Origin of the sequence: Bradyrhizobium sp. INPA03-11B (genome assembly GCF_040446015.1) — a bacterium.
Taxonomy (GTDB): Bacteria; Pseudomonadota; Alphaproteobacteria; order Rhizobiales; family Xanthobacteraceae; genus Bradyrhizobium; species Bradyrhizobium macuxiense_A.
This window is the reverse complement of sequence record NZ_JASGSR010000057.1, coordinates 19,075-41,648: the sequence shown is the minus strand read 5'-3', so window position 1 is coordinate 41,648 and position 22,574 is coordinate 19,075. Positions and strand designations below refer to the sequence as shown.

The 22,574-nt window shown below is 65.0% G+C and carries 21 protein-coding genes; 9 read left to right on the top strand and 12 right to left on the bottom strand.

Going from position 1 to position 22,574, the window contains the following annotated elements; genetic code table 11:
- Nucleotides 1-26 precede the first annotated feature (26 nt).
- Nucleotides 27-2,777, top strand: a complete 2,751-nt coding sequence (locus tag QMZ05_RS23275) for a bifunctional acetate--CoA ligase family protein/GNAT family N-acetyltransferase (RefSeq protein WP_353702853.1) — start codon at nucleotides 27-29, stop codon at nucleotides 2,775-2,777.
- Nucleotides 2,778-2,805: 28 nt separating this feature from the next.
- On the opposite strand, the gene QMZ05_RS23270 is transcribed toward QMZ05_RS23275, so the two are convergent.
- From QMZ05_RS23270 to QMZ05_RS23250, 5 genes are all read right to left on the bottom strand, one after another.
- On the bottom strand, nucleotides 2,806-3,591 hold the full coding sequence (locus QMZ05_RS23270) for a succinate dehydrogenase iron-sulfur subunit (RefSeq protein ID WP_050424944.1): 786 nt from the start codon (nucleotides 3,589-3,591) through the stop codon (nucleotides 2,806-2,808).
- 18 nt (nucleotides 3,592-3,609) lie between these two features.
- Nucleotides 3,610-5,451 carry a succinate dehydrogenase flavoprotein subunit gene (sdhA, locus tag QMZ05_RS23265; RefSeq protein ID WP_074128317.1) on the bottom strand — a complete coding sequence of 614 codons (1,842 nt, stop codon included), beginning with the start codon at nucleotides 5,449-5,451 and terminating at the stop codon, nucleotides 3,610-3,612.
- Between the two features lie 3 nt (nucleotides 5,452-5,454).
- Nucleotides 5,455-5,829: a succinate dehydrogenase, hydrophobic membrane anchor protein gene (gene sdhD, locus QMZ05_RS23260; protein ID WP_353702863.1), complete on the bottom strand. Its 375-nt coding sequence runs from the start codon at nucleotides 5,827-5,829 to the stop codon at nucleotides 5,455-5,457.
- Nucleotides 5,830-5,843: 14 nt separating this feature from the next.
- A complete protein-coding gene (gene sdhC, locus QMZ05_RS23255) occupies nucleotides 5,844-6,242 on the bottom strand; it encodes a succinate dehydrogenase, cytochrome b556 subunit (RefSeq protein ID WP_353702852.1) in 399 nt (132 codons plus the stop codon).
- 228 nt (nucleotides 6,243-6,470) lie between these two features.
- A complete protein-coding gene (locus QMZ05_RS23250) occupies nucleotides 6,471-7,373 on the bottom strand; it encodes a LysR family transcriptional regulator (protein ID WP_353702851.1) in 903 nt (300 codons plus the stop codon).
- 177 nt (nucleotides 7,374-7,550) lie between these two features.
- Here QMZ05_RS23250 and QMZ05_RS23245 point away from each other — a divergent pair, with 177 nt between their 5' ends.
- Nucleotides 7,551-8,411, top strand: coding sequence for a sulfite exporter TauE/SafE family protein (locus QMZ05_RS23245; RefSeq protein ID WP_353702862.1), 861 nt, complete (start codon nucleotides 7,551-7,553; stop codon nucleotides 8,409-8,411).
- 104 nt (nucleotides 8,412-8,515) lie between these two features.
- Here QMZ05_RS23245 and QMZ05_RS23240 read toward each other — a convergent pair whose 3' ends face one another.
- The gene (locus QMZ05_RS23240) at nucleotides 8,516-10,042 is read right to left on the bottom strand and encodes a malonyl-CoA synthase (RefSeq protein ID WP_353702850.1); all 1,527 of its coding nucleotides are present in this window, start codon (nucleotides 10,040-10,042) and stop codon (nucleotides 8,516-8,518) included.
- An 88-nt stretch (nucleotides 10,043-10,130) separates the two neighbouring features.
- On the opposite strand from QMZ05_RS23240, the gene QMZ05_RS23235 reads away from it, so the two are divergent.
- Nucleotides 10,131-10,892 (top strand): SDR family oxidoreductase, encoded by a 762-nt coding sequence (locus tag QMZ05_RS23235; RefSeq protein WP_353702849.1) that lies wholly within the window; start codon nucleotides 10,131-10,133, stop codon nucleotides 10,890-10,892.
- A gap of 179 nt (nucleotides 10,893-11,071) precedes the next feature.
- Here QMZ05_RS23235 and QMZ05_RS23230 read toward each other — a convergent pair whose 3' ends face one another.
- Nucleotides 11,072-12,472, bottom strand: a complete 1,401-nt coding sequence (locus tag QMZ05_RS23230; RefSeq protein ID WP_353702848.1) for an MFS transporter — start codon at nucleotides 12,470-12,472, stop codon at nucleotides 11,072-11,074.
- Nucleotides 12,473-12,800: 328 nt separating this feature from the next.
- Between QMZ05_RS23230 and QMZ05_RS23225 the strand changes: the two genes are divergently transcribed.
- The 3 genes from QMZ05_RS23225 (at nucleotide 12,801) to QMZ05_RS23215 (ending at nucleotide 14,966) form a co-directional block, all read left to right on the top strand.
- Complete coding sequence (locus QMZ05_RS23225) at nucleotides 12,801-13,355, top strand: fasciclin domain-containing protein (protein WP_353702847.1); 555 nt, start codon at nucleotides 12,801-12,803, stop codon at nucleotides 13,353-13,355.
- A 181-nt stretch (nucleotides 13,356-13,536) separates the two neighbouring features.
- Nucleotides 13,537-14,169 (top strand): cytochrome b/b6 domain-containing protein, encoded by a 633-nt coding sequence (locus tag QMZ05_RS23220; RefSeq protein ID WP_353702846.1) that lies wholly within the window; start codon nucleotides 13,537-13,539, stop codon nucleotides 14,167-14,169.
- 11 nt (nucleotides 14,170-14,180) lie between these two features.
- A complete protein-coding gene (locus QMZ05_RS23215; protein ID WP_353702845.1) occupies nucleotides 14,181-14,966 on the top strand; it encodes a molybdopterin-binding protein in 786 nt (261 codons plus the stop codon).
- 149 nt (nucleotides 14,967-15,115) lie between these two features.
- On the opposite strand, the gene QMZ05_RS23210 is transcribed toward QMZ05_RS23215, so the two are convergent.
- Both QMZ05_RS23210 and QMZ05_RS23205 read right to left on the bottom strand, forming a co-directional pair.
- Complete coding sequence (locus tag QMZ05_RS23210) at nucleotides 15,116-16,294, bottom strand: YbfB/YjiJ family MFS transporter (RefSeq protein ID WP_353702844.1); 1,179 nt, start codon at nucleotides 16,292-16,294, stop codon at nucleotides 15,116-15,118.
- A gap of 88 nt (nucleotides 16,295-16,382) precedes the next feature.
- A complete protein-coding gene (locus QMZ05_RS23205) occupies nucleotides 16,383-17,246 on the bottom strand; it encodes an EamA family transporter (protein WP_353702843.1) in 864 nt (287 codons plus the stop codon).
- A gap of 170 nt (nucleotides 17,247-17,416) precedes the next feature.
- On the opposite strand from QMZ05_RS23205, the gene leuB reads away from it, so the two are divergent.
- Nucleotides 17,417-18,529, top strand: a complete 1,113-nt coding sequence (gene leuB / locus QMZ05_RS23200) for a 3-isopropylmalate dehydrogenase (RefSeq protein ID WP_353702842.1) — start codon at nucleotides 17,417-17,419, stop codon at nucleotides 18,527-18,529.
- 153 nt (nucleotides 18,530-18,682) lie between these two features.
- Here leuB and QMZ05_RS23195 read toward each other — a convergent pair whose 3' ends face one another.
- Together QMZ05_RS23195 and QMZ05_RS23190 are read right to left on the bottom strand one after the other, a co-directional pair.
- On the bottom strand, nucleotides 18,683-19,093 hold the full coding sequence (locus QMZ05_RS23195) for a hypothetical protein (protein WP_074128329.1): 411 nt from the start codon (nucleotides 19,091-19,093) through the stop codon (nucleotides 18,683-18,685).
- A gap of 176 nt (nucleotides 19,094-19,269) precedes the next feature.
- Nucleotides 19,270-20,064 carry a hypothetical protein gene (locus QMZ05_RS23190; RefSeq protein ID WP_353702841.1) on the bottom strand — a complete coding sequence of 265 codons (795 nt, stop codon included), beginning with the start codon at nucleotides 20,062-20,064 and terminating at the stop codon, nucleotides 19,270-19,272.
- Nucleotides 20,065-20,180: 116 nt separating this feature from the next.
- Between QMZ05_RS23190 and QMZ05_RS23185 the strand changes: the two genes are divergently transcribed.
- Nucleotides 20,181-21,215, top strand: a complete 1,035-nt coding sequence (locus QMZ05_RS23185) for an aspartate-semialdehyde dehydrogenase (protein ID WP_050424961.1) — start codon at nucleotides 20,181-20,183, stop codon at nucleotides 21,213-21,215.
- A gap of 24 nt (nucleotides 21,216-21,239) precedes the next feature.
- Nucleotides 21,240-21,791 (top strand): TIGR00645 family protein, encoded by a 552-nt coding sequence (locus tag QMZ05_RS23180; protein ID WP_353702840.1) that lies wholly within the window; start codon nucleotides 21,240-21,242, stop codon nucleotides 21,789-21,791.
- A 9-nt stretch (nucleotides 21,792-21,800) separates the two neighbouring features.
- Here QMZ05_RS23180 and QMZ05_RS23175 read toward each other — a convergent pair whose 3' ends face one another.
- The gene (locus QMZ05_RS23175; protein WP_353702839.1) at nucleotides 21,801-22,457 is read right to left on the bottom strand and encodes a carbonic anhydrase; all 657 of its coding nucleotides are present in this window, start codon (nucleotides 22,455-22,457) and stop codon (nucleotides 21,801-21,803) included.
- Nucleotides 22,458-22,574 lie beyond the last annotated feature (117 nt).

The following is a 22,574-nucleotide window of genomic DNA, read 5'->3' as shown; positions in this document are numbered from 1 at the left end:
TCACGCGCTTCCTGCGGGACCACGCTATGTCGACGTTCGGCCTGGAGCGGGTATTTTCGCCGCGAAGCATCGCGGTGGTCGGCGGCAGCCCACGCCCATCGTCGCTCGGCGCGGCGGTGCTCCGGAATATCAAGACGAGCGGCTTCGCCGGCAAGCTCGGCGTCGTTAACCGGCACTATGCCGATGTCGATGGCGCGCCGACCGTTCCCGACCTTAAGTCGCTGCCGTTCACGCCGGACCTCGTCGTCATAAGCGCACCGGCGGCTGCGGTTCCGGAGATTGTCGCGGAAGCAGGTGCGGCCGGTGTTGCCGGTGCGGCGATCCTGTCGGCCGGTCTCGGTCATGGCGCGGGCTCGCTCGCGGAGATCGTGGAGCAGACGGCGCGGCGGCACGGCATGCGCCTGATCGGGCCGAACTGCCTCGGCGTCATGGTGCCGCGCGCCAAGCTCAATGCGAGCTTCGCCTCGCATCAACCGTCCGATGGACATGTCGCCCTGATCTCGCAGTCCGGCGCGGTCGCGTCGGCGATGATCGAGTGGGCGGCGGAGCGGCGGCTCGGCTTCTCCGGCATCGCCTCGATCGGCGACCAGCTCGACGTCGACGTTGCCGACCTGCTCGATTATTTCGCGCTGGACGATCATACCAACGCGATCCTGATCTACCTCGAAGCGGTCAAGGACGCGCGCAAGTTCATGTCGGCGGCGCGCGCCGCGGCGCGTATGAAGCCGGTCGTCATCGTCAAATCGGGACGGATGGCAGAGGGGGCGAAGGCCGCCGCGACCCATACCGGCGCGCTGGCCGGCTCCGATGCGGTCTATGACGCCGCGTTCCGCCGCGCCGGCATGTTGCGCGTCTACGACCTTCGCCAGCTGTTCGATTGTGCCGAGCTGCTCGGCCGCGGCTTCGTGCCGCGCGGCAACCGGCTCGCGATCCTGACCAATGGCGGCGGCCTTGGCATCCTGGCGACCGACCGGCTGGCCGAGCTCGGCGGCGTTCCTGCGACGTTGACGCCGCAGACCATCGCGCGGCTCGACGAATTGCTGCCTCAGGGCTGGTCGTGCGCCAATCCCGTCGACATTGCGGGGGATGCCGATGCCGCCCGTTACGTGGTGGCGCTCAACGCGTTGCTCGATGATGCCAACAACGACGCCGTCCTGGTTGCGAATGTGGAAACCGCGGTGGCGCCGGCCGTGGGGATTGCCGAGGCGGTGGCGCAATGCGTGCGTGACCGCAGGACGAAACGCAGTGCGGTCGCCGCACTGGTGCTTGCAGCGTGGGTCGGCGCCGACGAGCGCACCGGCGCGATCTTCGAGGCGGCGCGGATTCCGCATTTCCCGACCGAGGATGATGCGGTCCGCGCCTTCATGTATCTGGTGCGTTATCGCGAGGCCTCCACGGCGCTCGCCGCGACCCCGCCTGGCGTCGCGTCGGTGTTCACGCCGGAGACGGCGGCGGCGCGGCACGTGGTCGTGAAAGCGTTGTCGGAGGGACGGGCATGGCTCGATCCGGCGGAGATCGTCGCCCTGTTCAAGGCCTATCGCATTCCGATCGTGACGACGCTCGTCGCCGACAGTGCCGAGGACGCGGGTGCGAAGGCGGCGCCGTTCCTCGCCGAGGGGCACGCCATCGTGGTCAGGGTATTCTCCCGCGACATCAGGCACGCCTCCGATGTCGGCGGCGTGATCCTCGACCTGCGTACCAAGGACAGCGTCATCGAGGCCGCGAGGACCGTTATCGCACGCGCACGCAGCGCGCGGCCGGATGCCACGCTGCAAGGCGTGACGATCCAGCCGATGATCGTGCGGCGCGCGGCGCGCGAACTGATCCTCGGCATCGCCGACGATCCGACCTTCGGTCCGGTGATCGTGTTCGGCCGCGGCGGTCCGGCGGTCGAGGTGATCAACGACAAGGCGTTGGCGCTGCCGCCACTCGACATGAATCTCGCCCATGAGCTGGTCGGGCGCACCCGCGTCTCGCGGCTGCTCGGCGGCTACGGCGATGTGCCGGCCGTCCCACCCGAATTGGTGCCGCTTACCCTCGTCAAGCTCGCGCAGATGGCCGCAGACATTCCCGAGGTCTCAGGGCTCGACATCAATCCGATGCTGGCGGACGAGAGCGGCGTGCTCGCGCTCGATGCGCGGGTTGCGATCCGCAAGCCCACGCGGCTGTTCGCCGGTCAGACCCGGCTCGCGGTCAGGCCCTATCCGTCGCAATGGGAGGGTGAGCTCGCGTTACGCGACGGCTCGCGCGTCACGGTACGCCCGATGCGGCCGGAGGACGAGCCGATGGTCGAGGCGTTCTTCCGGCGCGTCACCGCCGAAGATCTCAGGCTGCGCTTCTTCCACGCGATGAAGGAGTTCTCGCACGCCTTCATCGCGCGCCTCACCCAGCTCGACTATGCGCGCGCGATGGCGTTTGTGGCGCTCGATCCAACCACCGGCGAGATGATGGGCGCGGTCCGGTTGCATTCGGACTCGCTGTACGAGAACGCCGAATACGCGATCCTGCTGCAGTCCGATCTCAAGGGCAAAGGGCTTGGCTGGGCGCTGATGCAGCTCCTGATCCACTATGCGCAGTCGGAGAGGCTGAAGCGCCTGTCCGGCCAGGTGCTGACCGAGAACACCACGATGATCGGGATGTGCCGCGATCTCGGCTTCACCGTCACGATGGATCCGGAGGATCACAGCATCGTCGACGTCGTGCTCGACCTCCGCAAGCCGGGGGTCGATGCGGTCGGCTCGGATATCCTGATTCGATCAGCGGCGGCTGGCCGCTGATACCAGCGCCAGCCGCGGCTGCGTCGGATCAGATCTGGCGTTCGACCATCTTGAACTTGAGCTCGGCGATCGCCTCGGAGGGATTGAGTCCCTTCGGGCAGGCCTTGGCGCAGTTCATGATGGTGTGGCAGCGATAGAGGCGGAACGGATCCTCGAGATTGTCGAGCCGCTCGCCGGTCGCTTCATCGCGGGAATCGGTGACCCAGCGCGTCGCCTGCAGCAGCGCGGCGGGGCCGAGGAAGCGTTCGCTGTTCCACCAGTAGCTCGGGCATGAGGTCGAGCAGCAGGCGCACAGGATGCACTCGTAGAGACCGTCGAGCTTCTCGCGGTCCTCGTGGCTCTGCCTCCACTCCTTCTGCGGCGTCGGCGTCGTGGTCTTCAGCCACGGCTCGATCGAAGCGTACTGGGCGTAGAAATTGGTGAGGTCGGGGACCAGGTCCTTCACGACAGGCTGGTGCGGCAGCGGATTGACCTTCACCGCGCCGCCGGCGCCGACGTCGTGCATCGACTTGGTGCAGGCCAGCGTGTTCTGGCCGTCGATGTTCATCGCGCAGGAGCCGCAGACGCCTTCGCGGCAGGAGCGGCGGAAGGTCAGCGTCGGGTCGACGTGGTTCTTGATCCAGATCAGACCGTCGAGCACCATCGGACCGCAATCGTGGGTGTCGACATAGTAGGTGTCGACGCTCGGATTCTTGCCGTCGTCCGGGTTCCAGCGATACACCCGGAATTCGCGGGTCTCGGTGGCGCCGGCCGGCTTCGGCCAGGTCTTGCCGCCGGAAATCTTCGAATTCTTCGGAAGTGCGAATTCAACCATGCTTGCTCGCCTTCGTTCTCAGTAGACCCGCGCCTTCGGCGGGATGTACTGCACGTCATTGGTCATCGTGTAGCTGTGCACCGGACGGTACTCGATCGCGGTCTTGCCGGCCGGATCGATCCAGGTCAGCGTGTGCTTCATCCAGTCCTTGTCGTTGCGATCCGGGAAGTCCTCGCGCGCGTGCGCGCCGCGGCTCTCGGTGCGGTTCGCCGCCGAATCCATCGTCACGACCGCCTGCACGATCAGATTGTCGAATTCCAGCGTCTCGACCAGGTCGGAATTCCACACCAGCGAGCGATCCGAAACCGAGATGTCGCCGACGCCGCCATAGACCTTGTGGATCAGGTTCTGGCCTTCCTGCAGCACATCGCCGGTGCGGAACACGGCGCAATTGTTCTGCATCACATGCTGCATGCTGTCGCGCAGCTTCGCGGTCGGTGTGCCGCCGGAGGCGTGGCGGAAGTGATCGAGCCGGCCGAGCGCGAGGTCGGCCGAATCCTTCGGCAGCTCCGGCTGCTTGGCGTTCGCGGTCAGCTTGTCGGCCAGGCGCAGCGCGGCGGCGCGGCCGAACACCACGAGGTCGATCAGCGAGTTGGAGCCGAGGCGGTTGGCGCCATGCACCGAGACGCAGGCCGCTTCACCGATCGCCATCAGGCCCGGCACCACCGAATTGTCGTCGCCGTTGCGCTTGGTCAGCACCTCGGCGTGATAGTTCGTGGCAATGCCGCCCATGTTGTAATGCACGGTCGGCACGATCGGGATCGGCTCGCGGGTGACGTCGACATTGGCGAAGATCTTCGCCGATTCCGAGATGCCAGGCAGCCGTTCATGCAGCACCTTCGGATCGAGGTGATCGAGGTGCAGGAAGATGTGATCCTTCTTCTTGCCGACGCCGCGGCCTTCGCGGATCTCGATCGTCATCGCGCGCGAGACGACGTCGCGCGAGGCGAGGTCCTTGGCCGACGGCGCGTAGCGCTCCATGAAGCGCTCGCCTTCGGAGTTGACGAGATAGCCGCCTTCGCCGCGGGCGCCTTCGGTGACGAGACAGCCCGAGCCGTAGATGCCGGTCGGATGGAACTGGACGAACTCCATGTCCTGCAGCGGCAGGCCGGCGCGCAGCACCATGCCGCCGCCGTCACCGGTGCAGGTGTGCGCCGAGGTGCAGGAGGCGTAGGCGCGGCCGTAGCCGCCGGTCGCCAGGATCGTGGTCTGGGCGCGGAAGCGATGCAGCGTGCCGTCGTCGAGCTTGAGCGCGATCACGCCGCGGCAGACGCCCTGATCGTCCATGATCAGGTCGATGGCGAAGAACTCGATGAAGAACTCCGCCGAGTGGCGCAGCGACTGGCCATACATGGTGTGCAGCATGGCGTGACCGGTGCGGTCGGCGGCGGCGCAGGTGCGCTGCGCCTGGCCCTTGCCGTAGTCCATGGTCATGCCGCCGAACGGGCGCTGATAGATCTTGCCGTCTTCGGTGCGCGAGAACGGCACGCCCCAATGTTCGAGCTCGTAGACCGCGTCGGGCGCGTTGCGCACCATGTATTCGATCGCGTCCTGGTCGCCGAGCCAGTCCGACCCCTTCACGGTGTCGTACATGTGCCAGCGCCAGTCGTCCTGATGCATGTTGCCGAGCGAAGCCGAGATGCCGCCCTGCGCCGCAACCGTGTGCGAGCGGGTCGGGAACACCTTGGTGATGCAGGCGGTGCGCAGCCCCGCTTCCGAGCAGCCGACCACGGCGCGCAGGCCCGCGCCGCCGGCGCCGACCACGACGACGTCGTAGGTGTGGTCCTGGATCGGATAGGCCTTGCCGTTCGTGGCCGGGCCACTGCCGTTGGTGGCCTTGCCGTTACCTTCACCGGCCATGGGTCAAACTCCCGATGACAATTTGAGAATTGCGTAGATCGAGGCCATGGCGACCGCGACGCAGAAGAAGTTGTTGGCCATCACGCAGGCGAGCTTCGCCTTCTCGTTATGGACGTAGTCTTCGATGATGATCTGCATGCCGATCTTCATGTGCCAGGTGCTGGCGATGATGAAGAGCAGCAGGATGATGGCGATCGGGATCGAGCCGAGGATTTGCGCCGCGCCGGCCTGATTGCGGCCGATCAGCATCAGAATGACGACCAGAACGGGCACGATGAGCAGCGTCATGGCGACCGCCGTGAGGCGCTGGCGCCAGAAATCGGAGGTGCCGGTATGCGAGGAACCGAGATTGCGGACGCGCGCCAGCGGCGTGCGCATCGAGGAATGGCCGCTCATCGTCCACCTCCAACGGCGTAGGCTATGATCCAGACCAGCACGGTCAGCGAGATGCCGGCGATCAGCGCGCCCCAGGTCAGGGCCTCGCGCTCATTGGGCTTGAAGCCGTAGCCGAGGTCCCAGACGAAGTAGCGCATGCCACTGACCAGGTGATGCAGCAGCGCCCATGTGTATCCGAACAGGATCAGCTTGCCGATGATGCTGCCGGTAAAGGCCTGGACGTTGGCGTAGGCGGTGGGGCCGGAGGCGGCCGCGATCAGCCACCAGGCGAGCAGCAGGGTGCCGACATACATCGCGATTCCGGTGGCCCGATGGACGACCGACAGCGCCATCGTCAGGGTCACGCGGTAGGTTTGAATGTGGGGTGAAAGCGGTCGTTCGATCCTGGCGGTCATCGGCGGGCTTTATGATGTGAGGGACCGCGCCCGGCCCATCGGGGAACGCGGTAGAGGAGTTCTATTTACGGACTAGGATCAGCCCGCGCAACGGCCAAATAGCCTTCGGTCGAACCGAAGTTCATTACTAGCTTTGCCGAATTCTGATTGATCCGCAGTGTGGTATACCAGATGCAAGCATCAGCGAACCAAAGAATGAATCTCGGTGCCGCTATCGTCTGCACGGCGCTAACCGTGCGCCGGCGAGCTCCGGAACGCGTCGATCTTACCCCATTGTTCCACCAGATAGTCGACGAATGCCCTGATCTTAGGCGATGCGAGGCGTGACGGTTGAAGCATGAGATGCAGCGGCGTCGGGGCCGGCTCATGATCCAACAGGAGCCGTCGCAGGCGGCCGCTCGCGAGCTCGGACTGCACCTGCCATGACGGCACGCGAACGATGCCCGCGCCCTCCCGCGCTGCACTAACCAGCGCATCGAGGCTATTCATCCAGAGCCGACCGGATATGCGGAATTTGCGACCCGTCTTCGTGCCGTCGGCAAAGCGCCACGCGGCGCTGCCGGGCGAATCGGAAAACACCAGGCAGTCATGGTCAGCAAGATCGTCCGGCGTGCGTGGTTCGCCGCGCCGGGCCAGATAATCCGGCGCCGCGCACACGATCATCTGCAAATCGGTGAGCTTGCGCGTGACGAGCTGCGAGTCGCGCAAGCGGCCGATGCGTATAGCGAGATGGATATCCTCCTCGACCATGTCGACCGTGCGGTCGATCAACAGCAGGTCGACGGAGACCGCCGGATAGCGGCGCAGAAACTCGACCAGCATCGGTGCGATCACCAGCCGTCCGACCAGGCTCGGTGAGCTCAGCCGAATCCGGCCCGATGGCTGACGTGGGTCGCGCGCCAGCGTCGCCTCGATCTCCTTCACCTCGCCAAGAATCGATTTCGCGCGCTCGTAGAGAATTCGGCCATCGTCGGTCAGCGCGAGCTGGCGCGTGGTGCGCAGCAGCAGGCGGGTGCCGAAATGCTCTTCCAGCGCGCTGATCTGGCGGCTCACCGAGGTCAGCGAGCTCGGCAGCGACCGCGCCGCCGCCGACAGGCTGCCGGTCTCGACCGCGCGGACAAAGGCTGTCATGGCCGCAAGCCGGTCCAAGCTCAATCCTTCCGTATTTCGCAACAGGGCCTGCTCAAGAGCATAGATACTCCCGAATCCCAAAAGGGGCTATTGCTCTCAGCGAACCAACTGAAGACGGCGCCAGCGCGTGGGTAAAGCCATGTGCTGCGACCGCCCGCCAAACACTGCACGAAGGACATGATGGCCGGCCTGGACCCCAAGGAATTGCTCGAGCTTGCGCTGCTGCTGGTCGCGGTCGGCGCGCTGTCCGGCTTCCTCGCCGGCCTGTTCGGCATCGGCGGCGGCGCGATCCTGGTGCCGGTGTTCTACGAATGCTTCCGTCTCGCCGGCGTGCCGCTCGAGGTCCGGATGCCGCTGTGCATCGGCACCTCGCTCGCGATCATCATCCCGACCTCGCTGAGCTCGTTCCGCGCCCATTATCGCCGCGGCGCGGTCGACATGGAGATCCTGAAGCGCTGGTGGCTGCCGATCGTGATCGGCGTCGCCGCCGGCAGCGTCACCGCGCGCTTCGCGCCGGAGCGTTTGTTCAAGATCGTGTTCGTGATGGTGGCCTGGTCGGCCGCGGCGCGGCTGCTATTGGCGCGCGAGACCTGGAAGTTCGGCGACGACGTGCCGAAGGGTTTTCTGATGCGCGTCTACGGCTTCTTCGTCGGCCTGCTGTCGACGCTGATGGGCATCGGCGGCGGCCTGTTCGCCAATCTCTTGATGACCTTCTACGGCCGGCCGATCCATCAGGCGGTCGCGACCTCGTCGGCGCTCGCCGTGCTGATCTCGATCCCCGGCGCGCTGGGTTACGTCTACGCCGGCTGGCCCGCCGCCGCGCGCTTCCCCGACGTCGCCGCGCTGCAACTACCGTTCGCGCTCGGCTATGTCTCGCTGATCGGTGCGATTCTGGTGATGCCGACCACGCTCGTCACCGCGCCGCTCGGCGTGAAGGTCGCGCACGCGCTGTCGAAGCGCGCGCTGGAGGTGGCGTTCGGCGCGTATCTCTTCATCGTCGGCGGACGGTTCGTGATCAGCCTGCTGGGCGGGCACTAGCGCACCGCGCGTAGCCCGGATGGAGCGAAGCGCAATCCGGGATTCTTGCCAGCGATAGACTGCTCCCGGATTTCGCTTCGCTCCATCCGGGCTACGAAGCTGAGCTACTTCGCGTAGATATCCTTATACGTATCCCGCAGAATGTTCTTCTGCACTTTGCCCATCGCGTTGCGCGGCAGTTCGTCGACCACGAAGACCCGCTTGGGCATCTTGAATTTGGCGAGCCGTCCGTCGAGCGCCTTCAGCACCGAGGCCTCGCTGACGTCGGCGCCCTTGCTGCAAACCAGCACGGCGGTGACGCCTTCGCCGAAATCGGCATGCGGCACGCCGATCACGGCCGACTCGATCACGCCGGGCATGGCGTCGATCTCGCTCTCGATCTCCTTCGGATAGACGTTGAAGCCGCCCGAGATCACGAGATCCTTGCCGCGGCCGAGGATGTGGACGTAGCCCTTGTCGTCGATCTTGCCGAGATCGCCGGTGATGAAGAAGCCGTCGCCGCGGAATTCGGACTTGGTCTTCTCCGGCATGCGCCAGTAGCCCTGGAACACGTTCGGGCCCTTGACCTCGATCATGCCGATTGTCTCCCGCGCGAGCTCCTTGCCGGTTTCGGGATCGGTGACCCGCACCGTCACGCCGGGCAGCGCGAAGCCGACCGCGCCGGGCACGCGATCGCCGTCATAGGGGTTCGAGGTGTTCATGTTGGTCTCGGTCATGCCGTAGCGCTCGAGCACGGCATGTCCGGTGCGGGCGGACCATTCGCGGTGGGTGTCGGCTAGCAGCGGCGCCGAACCCGAGATGAACAGCCGCATGTGTTTGGTGGCGTCCTTGTTCAGTCCGGGGTTCTGCAGCAGGCGGGTGTAGAAGGTCGGCACGCCCATCATCACGGTGGCGCGCGCCATCAGCTTGAGGATCGCGTCCGGATCGAACTTCGGCAGGAAGATCATCGAGGCGCGCGCAAACAGCGTCACGTTGCTCGCCACGAACAGGCCGTGGGTGTGATAGATCGGCAGCGCGTGGATCAGCACGTCCTTGTCGATGAAGCGCCAGTAGTCGACCAGCGAATACGAGTTCGACGCCAGATTGTCGTGCGACAGCATCGCGCCCTTGGAGCGGCCGGTGGTGCCCGAGGTGTAGAGGATCGCGGCGAGATCGTCGTTCACCCGCGGCACGGTGGCGAATTCCTTCGCCGCCTTGTCGGCGGCTTCGGTCAGCGAGCCCTTGCCGCTGGAATCGAGTGTCTCGACCTTGGCACCCACCTTGGCGGCGATTGCCTTGATGCCTTCGAGCTTCGAAGGATCGCAGACCACCAGCGCCGGCTCGGCATCCGATATGAAGTATTCGAGCTCGTTCAGCGTATAGGCGGTGTTGAGCGGCAGGTAGACGCCGCCGGCGCGCACCGTGGCGAGATAGAGCACCAGTGCGGAAACCGACTTCTCGGTCTGCGCCGCGACGCGGTCGCCCGGCTTGACGCCGCGCTCGACCAGCACATTCGCCATCTGGCCGGCGCGCGCGATCAAATCGCCATAGGAGATGCGGCTGCCGTCGAGCTGCTCGATCGCCAGCCGATTGGGATCGTCGAGGCTGTCGAACAGGCGGGAAAACAGGTTGGCGTTGGTGGTCGTGTTCATGCAACATCCCCCGAAGGGCGAAAAAGAGCCGGAAAGGTCTGGCTGGATTAGCAAAAACGCCCTTCGGAAAGCAACGGAGACAGTTTGCATGACAAATAATGGGAAACGCGTGGCCTGGGTCACCGGCGGTGGAACGGGTATCGGTGAATCCGGGGCGGAATTCCTGGCTGCGGACGGCTGGACGGTGGTGATTTCCGGCCGCCGTAAGGAAGAGCTGGACCGCGTGGTGGCCAACATCACGAAAAAGGGCGGCAAGGCCGAGGCGATCCCGCTTGACGTCAGCAGCAAGGCCGACGTCAACAAGGCGGCCGAGGCGATCGTTGCCAAGCACGGCCGCATCGACCTCCTGGTCAACAGCGCCGGCATCAATGTGCCGAAGCGCAGCTGGGCCGACATGGAACTGGAAGGCTGGGACAAGCTGGTCGAGGTCAACCTCAACGGCGTGCTGTACTGCATGCGCGCGGTGCTGCCGACCATGCGCAAGCAGCAGGACGGCTGCATCATCAACGTCGCCTCCTGGGCCGGCCGTCACGTCTCGAAGATGCCGGGCCCGGCCTACACCACGACCAAGCACGCGGTGCTGGCGCTGACCCATTCCTTCAACATGGACGAATGCATCAACGGCCTGCGCGCCTGCTGCCTGTCGCCGGGCGAGGTCGCGACCCCGATCCTGAAGCAGCGGCCGGTGGTGCCGAGCGAGGCCGAGCAGGCCAAGATGCTGCAGCCCGAGGATTGCGGCCGCACCATCGCCTTCGTCGCCAGCATGCCGGCGCGGGTCTGCATGAACGAGATCCTGATCAGCCCGACCCACAACCGGGGATTCATCCAGACTCCGGCGAACAGGGATTAGGCCGAGCTTACACAACGGGTCGTCCCTGCGAAAGCAGGGACCCATAACCACCGATGTTGGTTGTTGGGAACGCTGGAGCCGCAGCCTTCGCCAAACGACCCTTCGTGGTTATGGGTCCCGGCTCGCGCTTCGCTTGGCCGGGACGACAGCGTTGATGGATATCGCCATCGCGATCGACCTCACTCGCTGATCTCGTTCAGCTCCTTGCCGGTATGCTCCGGCACGAACAGGAACACGCCGATCGCCATCGCGATCATCAGCACGGGGATGCAGAGGAACGCCAGCGCGAACGAGCCGGTGTGCTGCTGGAGTGCGATCGAGACGAAGGGAAACAGCACGAAGCCGACGAAATAGGCGATCGCCCAGACCACGCCGTTGGCAGCACCGCGGATCCGGGTCGGGAAGATTTCCGCCGTCAGCGTCGTGCTCGGACCCCAGAAGCCGAGGAAGCCGAGACACCAGGCGAGCCCAAACGTCCACAGCAGCACGCGGTCCTCGGAATAGACCCAGAGCGTCATGAAGATCGCGCCCTCGATCAGGGTGATGATGAACGTGCGGCGGCGGCCGATCCTGTCGATCAGCCAGCCGACCACGCACAGGCCGAGGAAGCCGCAGAGGCCGTAGAACACGTAGAACAGGCTGTATTCGGCGGTCGACCAGTGCTTCTCGGTCGACAGATACAGCGGCATCCAGGCGCCGACCGTGCCGTAGATGCAGGTCGAGGCGCAGGCGACGAACAGCGCGACCAATGTCGAAGGCAGCACATCGGGCATGAACACCTGGCTGATGCCGACCGACTTGGCCTTGGTGAACCAGTTGCGGTCGTCGTCGCTGACCGTGCCGCCGCGCGCCAGCGTCTCCGAGATGCGCCGCTTGCGGTCCTGCGCGCGCACCCAATAGGGCGATTCCGGACAGGTCGAGCGGATATAGATCGCGAGCAGCGCGATCGCGCCGGGCACCATCACGGCGATACGCCAGCCGAAATTGGCGGCGACGAGGCCGGTGATCGCACCGGCGAGCGTCGCGCCCAGGCACCAGGCCGAGCGCGTGATGCTGATAACGCGGCCGCGCAGCCGCGCCGGCCAGGTCTCCGCCACCAGCATCGAGCCGAGCGACCATTCGCCGTTGAGCGCGAAGAACAGCAGCGAGCGCGCGATGACGAAGACCGCGAAGGTCGGCGACAGCGCCGCGACCGGCATCAGCAGCGAGAACAGCGCGATGTTGACGGCGAGCAGCGTGCGGCGACCGTAGCGGTCGGCGAGCCATGGCCAGAAATAGAGCCCTGCGATGCCGACGAACAGCGCGATCTGCATGCCGGAGCGATATTCCGGCAGGGTCAGCGCAAAGTCCTTGATCACCATCGGCGAGATCAGGGCGAAGATCACGCCGTCCATGCCGTCGAAGCCCCAGCCGAGCGCGTTGGCGGTGGCGATGTGCCAATGGGTCTTTGTGAGCTCGGCGCTGCCGGCGACGGCGCGGTAGTTGGCGTATTGCAGATGTTTCTGTTCGAGCGGGCCGACGTCGCTGCCGGCATCGTTCACCATAGGCGCGGCGCGCCCATCCGCCGTAATGCTGCTCATGATTGGCATCCCCACGACCGCCCGCGGCGAAGCTGCGCCGCAATCTCAGGCTGAACCAATCGAACAAGGGCGGCAAGCAAATTGCTCGCGGCAGCGCACCCGTCCATTCCGCTGAATGGAATGGCGCGCAGGTCGTGCGATGAGCACGAGTACGAAGCGCGGCGCCGCTGGTTTCAGGAATCACAAAGAATTATTTCCGGAAACCGCCCGGAAAACCTCGCGTAGCTCAGCTCAACGACGGCGCTTTCATCAACCAACCCGCGTCGTTGTTGCCCCTTCATCGCCGGCGGAGATGCGCCGGCCAGATTACCCATCGGGAGACGAAATCATGTCGAAGCGTATTGCCTATCTCGCTGCCGCCGCCTTCAGCGCGCTCGCGATCACTGCCACCGTCATCGCGCCGGTCCGCGCCGAGGAAAAGACCGTGATGGTCGGCGGCGCCGCGATGTTCCCGTCCAAGAACATCATTCAGAACGCAGTCAATTCGAAGGACCACACCACTCTCGTCGCGGCGGTGAAGGCCGCGGGCCTGGTCGGCACGCTGGAAGGCAAGGGCCCGTTCACGGTGTTCGCGCCGACCAACGCCGCGTTCGGCAAGCTGCCGGCCGGAACCGTCGACAGTCTCGTCAAGCCCGAGAACAAGGCGACGCTGACCAAGATCCTCACCTACCATGTGGTGCCCGGCAAGCTCGCGGCCTCCGACCTCACCGACGGCAAGATGCTGAAGACCGCCGAGGGCGAGGAACTGACCGTGAAGCGGCAGGACGGCAAGGTCTGGATCGTCGATGCCAAGGGCGGCACCTCGATGGTGACGATCTCCAACGTCAACCAGTCGAACGGCGTCATCCATGTGGTCGACACCGTGCTGATGCCGGCGTCGTAACACCCGGCCGCCCGGTTTAGTCCCTGACCGGTCCGACGAAATAGCGAGCCGGAGCCTCGCCCCGGCTCGCATTTTTGTGACCACCTGAAGCGGCCTATATCAAACTGATGATGCGCCACCCCGTAACGGAACGCCGGTTCCCGGCGTATAAGCCGGTAACGACCACGAGCAGAGAACTTCCATGACGAGCCTTGCCGTCAGCGACCACCAGGCAGAGACCGCAACACCGGCGAAGGTGATCCAGCCGGTCTGGGTGCGGATCGTGCACTGGGTCAACGCCTTCGCGATGATCCTGATGATCATGTCCGGCTGGCAGATCTACAACGCCTCGCCGCTGTTCAGTTTCACCTTCTCCCGCAGCATCACGCTCGGCGGCTGGCTCGGCGGTGCGCTGCTCTGGCACTTCGCCGCGATGTGGCTGTTGATGGTCAACGGCCTGGTCTATCTGGCGCTCGGTTTCGCCACCGGCCGCTTCCGCAAGAAGCTGCTGCCGATCACCCCCGGCGGTGTGATTGCCGACACCAAGGCGGCGCTGACCTTCAAGCTGTCGCATGACGATCTCAGCACGTACAATTCGGTGCAGAAGCTGCTTTATGCCGGCATCATCACGATTGGCGTCGTCATCGTGCTGTCCGGCCTGTCGATGTGGAAGCCGGTGCAACTGCACTGGCTGGTCTCGCTGTTCGGCGGCTACGACTTCGCGCGTTATGTTCACTTCACCTGCATGGCGCTGATCGTCGCCTTCCTGGTGATCCATGTCGCGCTCGCGCTGCTGGTGCCGAAGAGCCTGCGCGCGATGCTCATTGGGCGTTGAGGGAGGGTATCATGGGTCGTCTCAGAAAACTCCTGATCCCCGGTGTCGACAAGAAGCTGCTGGTGCGCGATGCGGTCAAGACGATGCCGGAGCTGACGCGCCGCCGTTTCATCACGGCGGGCACCAGCCTCGGCGCGCTGACGCTGCTGACCGGCTGCGACGTGGTCGATTCGTCGTCGGCGGAGGAATTGCTGAAGAAGGTCTCGAAGTTCAACGACGCGGTGCAGGCCTGGATGTTCAATCCGGACGCGCTGGCGCCGACCTTCCCCGAGAGCATGATCACCAAGCCGTTTCCGTTCAATGCCTATTACGATCTCGACGATGCGCCCGAGATCGCGGGCGCGGACTGGAAGCTCGAGGTGCGCGGACTGGTCGACAACAAGAAGTCGTGGACGCTGGATGAATTGTACAAGCTGCCGCAGGTCAAGCAGGTGACGCGGCATATCTGCGTCGAGGGCTGGAGCGCGATCGGCAGCTGGACCGGGACGCCCTTACGCGATTTCCTCAAGATCATTGGTGCCGACACGCGCGCCAAATATGTCTGGTTCCAGTGCGCCGACAAGGACGGCTACAATTCACCTCTAGACATGCGCACAGCGCTGCACCCGCAGACCCAGATGACGTTCAAGTTCGCCGACGAGATCCTGCCGCGCGCCTACGGTTTCCCGATGAAGATCCGGGTGCCCACAAAACTCGGCTTCAAGAACCCGAAATACGTGCTCTCGATGGAAGTCACCAACGACTACAAGGGCGGTTACTGGGAAGACCAGGGCTACAATTCGTTCAGCGGAAGCTAGTCTGCTGTCGTCCCGGCGAAGGCCGGGACCCATACTCCGCGGCCGAGGGAATAGGTAGGCGGGGAGACGCTTCCTTCCATCACAACCACTTGTGGTTATGGGTCCCGGCCCCCGTGCGCAATTGCGCACTCGGCCGGGACGACCGAGGACTACGGCCCGACCTTCCTCTGAAACGCCGACAGCAGCGCACCGAGCGCGAGCATCGCGGCGGAGACGTTCAACGCAAATGACAGGCTGCCGACGGCGTCGGTGATCGCGCCGACCACGATCGGTCCGAGTGTCTGGCCGACGCCGAAGGCGATGGTCATCGCCGCGATGGCGGTCGGCCAGGCTTCCGGCGGATAGTTGTAGCGCACGAAGGCGGTGGTCGAGCCGACCACCGCGAAGAAGGCGACGCCGAACACCAGCGCCGAGATCGCAAGCAGCAGCGGCGAATGTCCGAAGATCGGCAGAGCCGCGCCGAGCGCGTTGACGCCGAGGATGATGGTGGTGGCGAGCCCGCCGCGGTCGAGTGCCAGCACCCGCCGCCAGACCCATGGCGTCACGAATGCGCTGACGCCGATCAGGCTCCAGAACGCGCTCTGCGCCACCGCGCCGCCGCCGCCGTCGCGGACATAGGCGATCATGAAGGTCATGTAGGCGATGTAGCCGGCACCGAACAGGAAATAGGCGGCGAGATAGATCAGCACCGGCGTGACGGCGAACTTGGTCCGTACGATGCCGACTGCTCCAGCTCCAGCGTGGAATGGCGCGAGCAGCAGCGGCACCGTCATGATCACCGAGAGCAAGGTCATCGCCCACCACACGATCCACCATGAGCCGGCGCCGAAGCCCTGCAACACGAAGGGTGCGATCAGGCCGGACGCCAGTATGCCGACGCCCGGCCCGGCATAGAACAGGCTGAGCAGGAAGTTGGCGCGTTCCGGCCGCGACTGCGCGATGGTTGCTGCCAGCGCACCACCGCCTACAAAGCCGATCGCGGCGGCGAAGCCGACCAGCAGGCGGGCAAAGCTCAGCACGGCGAAATTGCCCGAGAGCGCGCACAGCGCCAGCGACAGCACGCAGGTCAGCGTCGACCAGCGCACCGACGTCGCAAGCCCGAAGCGCTGGATCAGCCGCGATGCAAGCAGCGCGCCGACCAGGTAGCCGGCGGCGTTGACCGTGTTCATGAAGCCGGCGGCCGAATACGACCAGGCCAGCTGGTCGCGCATGTCGGGCAGCACCAGCGAATAGGCGAAGCGGCCGATGCCGAGACCGACCGTCGGTGCGAGCGATAGAATCAGGATCAACCGCGCGGGATGCGGATAGGATGGGGCGGGGGCTCTCACAATTCACTCCGGCAATGCCGCATTGTGGCAGGCCGCGGCGATCCTGCCCAGCACCGACGACAGCAACACTGTCTTGCGTATCGGGCAATCACGCGATCAGGACCAGCGCGACGCCGATCACGGTCAGCAGGGTTCCGGCGACGATCCGCGCTGATATCTCGACATGCTTGAGCATCACAGCGCTCATCGCCACCGTGAACAGCGGGTAGATCGCGGCAAGCGGCGCCACCAGCGTGATCGGGCCGTTGCGGACCGCGGCGAACAGGCTGAGCGCGCTGAGCCCATTGCTGATCCCGGTCAGTGCGAACCAGAACCGCCCCTCGCGCGGCGCCTGCACGACGAAGCTGCCCTTGCGGATCCGCTGCACGACCAGCACCACCAGCGAGGACATGACATAGCCGACCAGGCAGGCCCACAGCGGGCTCGGCCAGATCGCCAGCCCGAGCTTGGCGATCGGCGGTACGATGCCGCGCACCAGCGCGCTCGTGAGCGGCAGCAGGAGGGCCCAGCTGCGCCAATGGCCGAGGTCGCGCGGCCGGGTCACGGTGATCACGGCAGCGCCCGCCGCCGCGACCACGAGGCCAATGAGTTGCTGCGGCAGCAAGGGCTCGTGCAGCAGCACCACGGCCGCGGTCACCGCGAACAGCGGCGCCAGATTGCCCAAGGTCGAGGTGATGACCGGGCCGAGCGCCCGGTTCGAGGCAAAGGTCAAAAGCGTCAGCGAGGCCGGGAAGAACAGCCCGATCGCCATGAAGATCGGAAGCGCCCGCCAGACCACCGGCTCGCCATGCAGGATCAGCGGCGACAGCAACAGGAACGCCAGGGTGAAGGACGGCACGCTGATTGCGGCGCCCGATAGCGGCTCGACGGTGCGCAGCCCGAGCTGCGCCAGCACCACCCCGGCGCCGAGGAAAATCGCCGAGGCGAAGGCGTAGACGATGGCTGCGGTCATGAGGTCCGTCTTGTTGGCTTCTTCTTGATTTCTTGTTGGCTTCTTGGAGCGCGGCTGGCTGTTTCCGGGCCATTTTGGCCCTGCTCAGGGTGCCTTGCCAATCGGTGCGGGGCGTTTTAGCACTCGCGCCAGACGATGACGGGCATGCCCGATTGAATGAGGTAACGACCATGGCGACCCATAAACTGCTGCTTCTTCCCGGCGACGGCATCGGCCCCGAAGTGATGGCCGAGGTGCAGCGCGTGATCGACTGGCTGAATGCGCAGGGCATCGCCAAGTTCGAGACCGAGCAGGGCCTGGTCGGCGGCTCCGCCTATGACGCGCACAGGGTGTCGATCTCCGAAGGCGATATGGCCAAGGCCACCGCGGCCGATGCCGTGATCTTCGGCGCCGTCGGCGGTCCGAAGTGGGACAGCGTGCCCTATGAGGTGCGGCCCGAGGCCGGCCTGCTGCGGCTGCGCAAGGATCTCGGCCTGTTCGCCAACCTCCGTCCGGCAGTGTGCTACCCGGCGCTGGCGGAGGCTTCGAGCCTGAAGCGCGACGTCGTCGAGGGGCTCGACATCATGATCGTCCGCGAGCTCACCGGCGGCGTCTATTTCGGCGAGCCGAAGACCATTACCGATCTCGGCAACGGCCAGAAGCGCGCGGTCGACACCCAGGTTTACGACACCTACGAGATCGAGCGCATCGGCCGCGTCGCCTTCGACCTCGCGCGCAAGCGCCGCAACAAGGTGACGTCGATGGAGAAGCGCAACGTCATGAAGTCGGGCGTGCTCTGGAACGAGGTCATGACCCAGGTTCACGCGCGCGAATACAAGGACGTCACGCTGGAGCATCAGCTCGCCGATTCCGGCGGCATGAACCTCGTCAAGGCGCCGAAGCAGTTCGACGTCATCGTCACCGACAATCTGTTCGGCGACATGCTGTCCGACATCGCGGCGATGCTGACCGGCTCGCTCGGCATGCTGCCGTCGGCCTCGCTCGGCGAAGTCGATTCCAAGACCAGGAAGCGGCGCTCGCTGTTCGAGCCGGTGCATGGCTCGGCGCCCGACATCGCGGGCAAGGGTCTCGCCAACCCGATCGCGATGATCTCGTCGTTCGGCATGGCGCTGCGCTATTCCTTCGACATGGGCGATCTCGCCGACAAGGTCGATGCCGCGATCGCAGCCGTGCTCGTCAGCGGCCTGCGCACCGCCGACATCAAGTCGGAAGGCACCACGCCGGCCAGCACGAGCCAGATGGGCGAAGCGATCCTGAAGGAATTGCAGAAGCTGCACGCGTGACGGCTATGCCGTCATTCCGGGGCGATGCGCAGCATCGAACCCGGAATCTCGAGATTCCGGGTTCTCGCTTCGCGAGCCCCGGAATGACGAAGCAAAAACAAAAAATGCCCGGCGGGAGCCGGGCATTTTCGTATCGGCTGTGCGCCGGAATTCTCAGTACAGCGGGAAGGTCCGCGGATAGCCGCCAAGGTCGGACGGCGGGCTGAGCGGCTGGCGATCGATCGGGCGGTTGTTGTTCTCGCGTCCGAACGAGGGGTAGCCGACGTCAGGCGGATAGGCGTAGTCGTTGAACTTGCGGTCGCCCGGCAGCACTTCGGTGCCGGCATCCAGCCACGAGCGCGTGGTGACGTAAACGCGGGTACGCGGGCCCTGCTGGTAGACCCGGTTCGGACCCTGCGCGCCGTAATAGCGGCGGCCGTCGCGGTCATACTGCTCCTGCTGCTTGCGCTTGCTCGGGGTCTGGCTCTGCGCGCTGGCCGCGGTCATGCCGAATGCGGTTGCGGTGACGGCAGCCGCGGCAAGCAACACCACGAGCTTGTTCGCGGCAGGGAATTTCAAAGACATCGCATCCTCGTCATTACGGCCCCGTCGGGGCTGGCGCGTCCGCCAAAATCACTCGGAACACATTGTAGCCATGGTGGGGAGGCCGTCACTAGGTCAATTGCGCCACACCAGGCGAGATAATGCGTGTCCAAGCGCAAAAGTTTCATGAAAACCAGTGCCTTGCCACGGTCTCGCCATTAAAGCGCGCCGCGCAGCAGCGGGTTCTCGCTGCCCATCACCCAATCCGCCGACAGAGCGGGCGGGCCGGAGGTAACGCAGTCGGTCCGCTTGAGCTCGGCATGCGCGAACAGCGCGGCGAGCCTCGGGTCATTGCCCGCGGCCAAGAGGGTCAGGCGGTTCAGCATGCAGACGATTGCGGCGCGCTGGGCCGGCAGGCTCGTGCCCTGGCAGGTCCAGCCGGAAATTCTGAGATCGGGTGCGTCGGCCTGCTTGAGGAAGGCGAGGCAGGCGCGGTTGCCGTCCTGCCGCGCCGGGCGCAGCAGGGTGACGCTGCCGAACTTGCTGTCGACGATGCCGGCCGCCTCGAGCTCGCGGACGCCGCCTGGGTCGAGCCGCCCGGCAATCTCGGCGGCCGCAGGTCCCGCAGCCTCGCTGCCGGGGCGGTAGATCTCGAGCTCTGCAGCCGGCGCGCCATTGGCATCGGCCCAGCGGAAGATGTCCTTGCGGCCGCCCTCGGGATGCCGGAAGATTTCGTAAGTCTCTGTTTTGTCTCGTTGATCTAGCTTGCTGATGGCGAAGGCCGGCGCCTGGCGGCCGGCCAGGCTCCAGCCCGCGGCAGCGGGTGCCGGCATTGCCGTTGCGTCCGGCAGTTGCCTCCATAGATAGACGCCGAGGACGACGAACAGCGCGAGCACGGCGGCATAGGCGAACAGCCCGGAGAGCATGGCGTACACCTCGTCGACGAAGCTCGTCAGCACTGACGGATTTCTCGTATGATGGGGTGCGGCCGGATCGGCCCGAAATAAACGCATCAAAACGCTCAAACGCTACGCAACGTTGTCTTGACGGGGTTTCTCGCATAGAAGCGCTGCCTCTTCCCTTTCCGCGCATTGCGGGGGAACGGGCATATTTCGTCGGAGAGTGAACGATGGGTTACAAAGTCGCGGTGGTCGGTGCGACCGGCAATGTCGGGCGCGAAATGCTCAACATTCTCGATGAGCGCAAATTCCCCGCCGACGAGGTCGTCGTGCTGGCCTCGCGCCGCAGCGTCGGCATCGAGGTCTCGTATGGCGACCGCACCCTGAAGGTGAAGGCGCTCGAGCACTATGATTTCTCCGACATCGACATCTGCCTGATGTCGGCCGGCGGCTCGGTCTCCAAGGAATGGTCGCCCAAGATCGGCGCCGCAGGCGCGGTCGTGATCGACAATTCGTCGGCCTGGCGCATGGATCCCGACGTGCCGCTGATCGTGCCGGAGGTGAACGCAGATGCGGCCGCCGGCTTCACCAAGAAGAACATCATCGCCAACCCGAACTGCTCGACCGCGCAGCTCGTGGTCGCGCTGAAGCCGCTGCACGACAAGGCGACGATCACCCGCGTCGTGGTCTCGACCTATCAATCGGTGTCGGGCGCCGGCAAGGATGCGATGGACGAATTGTTCTCGCAGACCAAGGCCGTCTACACCAATGACGAGCTGATCAATAAGAAGTTTCCGAAGCGCATCGCCTTCAACGTCATTCCGCAGATCGACGTCTTCATGGAAGACGGCTTCACCAAGGAAGAGTGGAAGATGATGGCGGAGACCAAGAAGATCCTTGATCCCAAGATCAAGCTGACCGCGACCTGCGTGCGTGTGCCGGTGTTCGTCGGTCACTCCGAAGCGGTCAATGTCGAGTTCGCCAATCCGATCACCGCGGACGAGGCGCGCAACATCCTGCGCAATGCGCCGGGCTGCCTCGTGATCGACAAGCACGAGCCGGGCGGTTACGTCACGCCCTACGAGGCCGCTGGCGAGGACGCCACCTATATCAGCCGCATCCGCGAGGATGCGACGGTCGAGAACGGCCTCGCGTTCTGGTGCGTGTCGGACAATCTGCGCAAGGGGGCGGCGCTGAACGCCGTGCAGATCGCGGAAGTCCTGATCAACCGCAAGCTGATCACCGCCAAGCAAAAAGCGGCCTGAGACAGACCAAACGGGGGCTGAGCCATGTCGGAACAATCGGTCCCCACCCCAGCAAGTCCGGCGACGCCGCGCATCATGCGCGGCTTCGAATATGTGCTGTTCAACAGCCGCTGGCTGATGGCGCCGTTCTATGTCGGCCTGGTCGTCGCGCTCGCCGTGCTGCTGCTGAAATTCGCCCGCATGCTCTGGGAGTTCGTGCTGCATGCGGCCGGCTATAAGTCGACGGAGGTCATCCTCGATGCGCTGGCGCTGATCGACGTCACGCTGGTCGCCAATCTCATTCTCATCGTGGTGTTCTCGGGCTACGAGAATTTCGTCTCGCGCATCGACACGTCGGGCAACCCGAACTGGCCGATCTGGATCACCAAGATCGATTTTGCCGGGCTGAAGCAGAAGCTGCTGGCCTCGATCGTCGCGATCTCCGCGATCCATGTGCTGGAAGCGTTCCTGAACATCGATGCCGCGTTCGACGCGACGCGGATGACCTGGCTCGTCGCCGTGCACCTGGTGTTCGTGATCTCGGCGCTGTTGCTTGCGCTGTCCGATCGCTGGGGCAACGCTCACGACGAGGCTTAGCCGACAGCGCTACTCGCCGGCCTTCAGGGCGTCGGTGACGCTGATGAATTCCTTCGCGCCCCGGTCGAGCACGAACAGCGAGCCCTCGGCGACGCCGAAATAGGCGCCGTGCAGTTGCGTCTCGCCGCTCTCCACGCGTTCGCGGACGAACGGGAAGGTCATCAGATTCTCCAGCGAGCGGAACACCGCCGCCTTCTCGATGCGGGTGACGAAGTCCTGCATGGTCTCATGGTCGCGCTGCTCGACCACCTCGCCGGGCTTGATGAACATCTGCATCCATTTGCCGATGAAGTCGCCGGGGGTCAGCGGCTTGATCTTGTCGACGAAGGCGCGGATGCCGCCGCACTGGGCATGGCCCAGCACCACGATGTTCTTCACCTTCAGCACGGTCACGGCGTATTCCAGCGCGGCCGACACGCCGTGGGCGTTGCTGTCGGGCTGATAGACCGGAACCAGATTGGCGATGTTCCGGACCACGAACAATTCACCCGGGCCTGCGTCGAAGATCACCTCGGGTGAGACGCGGGAATCGCAGCAGCCGATCACCATGGTTTCGGGAAACTGGCCGCGTTCCGACAGGTCCCGGTAGCGCGACTGTTCAGTCGGCAACCGCTGGGTCGCGAAGGTCCGGTAGCCGTCGATCAACTGCTTCGGAAAGAATTTCATGGCCTCTGGCTAACCACATGCCAATGACGGGAACAAGACTTTCGGCGTCCAGCCTGAGATGGTACGGCAGCGTTGAAGGATGGTTCCTGCCCGCTGCTCAAACATTGGACAGCAACG

Excerpts from the sequence above, each read along its gene's own strand:
- leuB (WP_353702842.1), top strand. The coding sequence starts at position 17,417 with ATGGCGACCCATAAACTGCTGCTTCTTCCCGGCGACGGCATCGGCCCC.
- QMZ05_RS23205 (WP_353702843.1), bottom strand. The coding sequence starts at position 17,246 with ATGACCGCAGCCATCGTCTACGCCTTCGCCTCGGCGATTTTCCTCGGC.
- QMZ05_RS23195 (WP_074128329.1), bottom strand. The coding sequence starts at position 19,093 with ATGTCTTTGAAATTCCCTGCCGCGAACAAGCTCGTGGTGTTGCTTGCC.
- sdhA (WP_074128317.1), bottom strand. The coding sequence starts at position 5,451 with ATGGCCGGTGAAGGTAACGGCAAGGCCACCAACGGCAGTGGCCCGGCC.
- QMZ05_RS23230 (WP_353702848.1), bottom strand. The coding sequence starts at position 12,472 with ATGAGCAGCATTACGGCGGATGGGCGCGCCGCGCCTATGGTGAACGAT.
- QMZ05_RS23175 (WP_353702839.1), bottom strand. The coding sequence starts at position 22,457 with ATGAAATTCTTTCCGAAGCAGTTGATCGACGGCTACCGGACCTTCGCG.
- QMZ05_RS23190 (WP_353702841.1), bottom strand. The coding sequence starts at position 20,064 with ATGCGTTTATTTCGGGCCGATCCGGCCGCACCCCATCATACGAGAAAT.
- sdhC (WP_353702852.1), bottom strand. The coding sequence starts at position 6,242 with ATGACCGCCAGGATCGAACGACCGCTTTCACCCCACATTCAAACCTAC.
- QMZ05_RS23180 (WP_353702840.1), top strand. The coding sequence starts at position 21,240 with ATGTCGGAACAATCGGTCCCCACCCCAGCAAGTCCGGCGACGCCGCGC.
- QMZ05_RS23225 (WP_353702847.1), top strand. The coding sequence starts at position 12,801 with ATGTCGAAGCGTATTGCCTATCTCGCTGCCGCCGCCTTCAGCGCGCTC.
- QMZ05_RS23275 (WP_353702853.1), top strand. The coding sequence starts at position 27 with ATGTCGACGTTCGGCCTGGAGCGGGTATTTTCGCCGCGAAGCATCGCG.
- sdhD (WP_353702863.1), bottom strand. The coding sequence starts at position 5,829 with ATGCGCACGCCGCTGGCGCGCGTCCGCAATCTCGGTTCCTCGCATACC.
- QMZ05_RS23215 (WP_353702845.1), top strand. The coding sequence starts at position 14,181 with ATGGGTCGTCTCAGAAAACTCCTGATCCCCGGTGTCGACAAGAAGCTG.
- QMZ05_RS23220 (WP_353702846.1), top strand. The coding sequence starts at position 13,537 with ATGACGAGCCTTGCCGTCAGCGACCACCAGGCAGAGACCGCAACACCG.
- QMZ05_RS23240 (WP_353702850.1), bottom strand. The coding sequence starts at position 10,042 with ATGAACACGACCACCAACGCCAACCTGTTTTCCCGCCTGTTCGACAGC.
- QMZ05_RS23270 (WP_050424944.1), bottom strand. The coding sequence starts at position 3,591 with ATGGTTGAATTCGCACTTCCGAAGAATTCGAAGATTTCCGGCGGCAAG.
- QMZ05_RS23245 (WP_353702862.1), top strand. The coding sequence starts at position 7,551 with ATGATGGCCGGCCTGGACCCCAAGGAATTGCTCGAGCTTGCGCTGCTG.
- QMZ05_RS23235 (WP_353702849.1), top strand. The coding sequence starts at position 10,131 with ATGACAAATAATGGGAAACGCGTGGCCTGGGTCACCGGCGGTGGAACG.
- QMZ05_RS23250 (WP_353702851.1), bottom strand. The coding sequence starts at position 7,373 with ATGACAGCCTTTGTCCGCGCGGTCGAGACCGGCAGCCTGTCGGCGGCG.
- QMZ05_RS23185 (WP_050424961.1), top strand. The coding sequence starts at position 20,181 with ATGGGTTACAAAGTCGCGGTGGTCGGTGCGACCGGCAATGTCGGGCGC.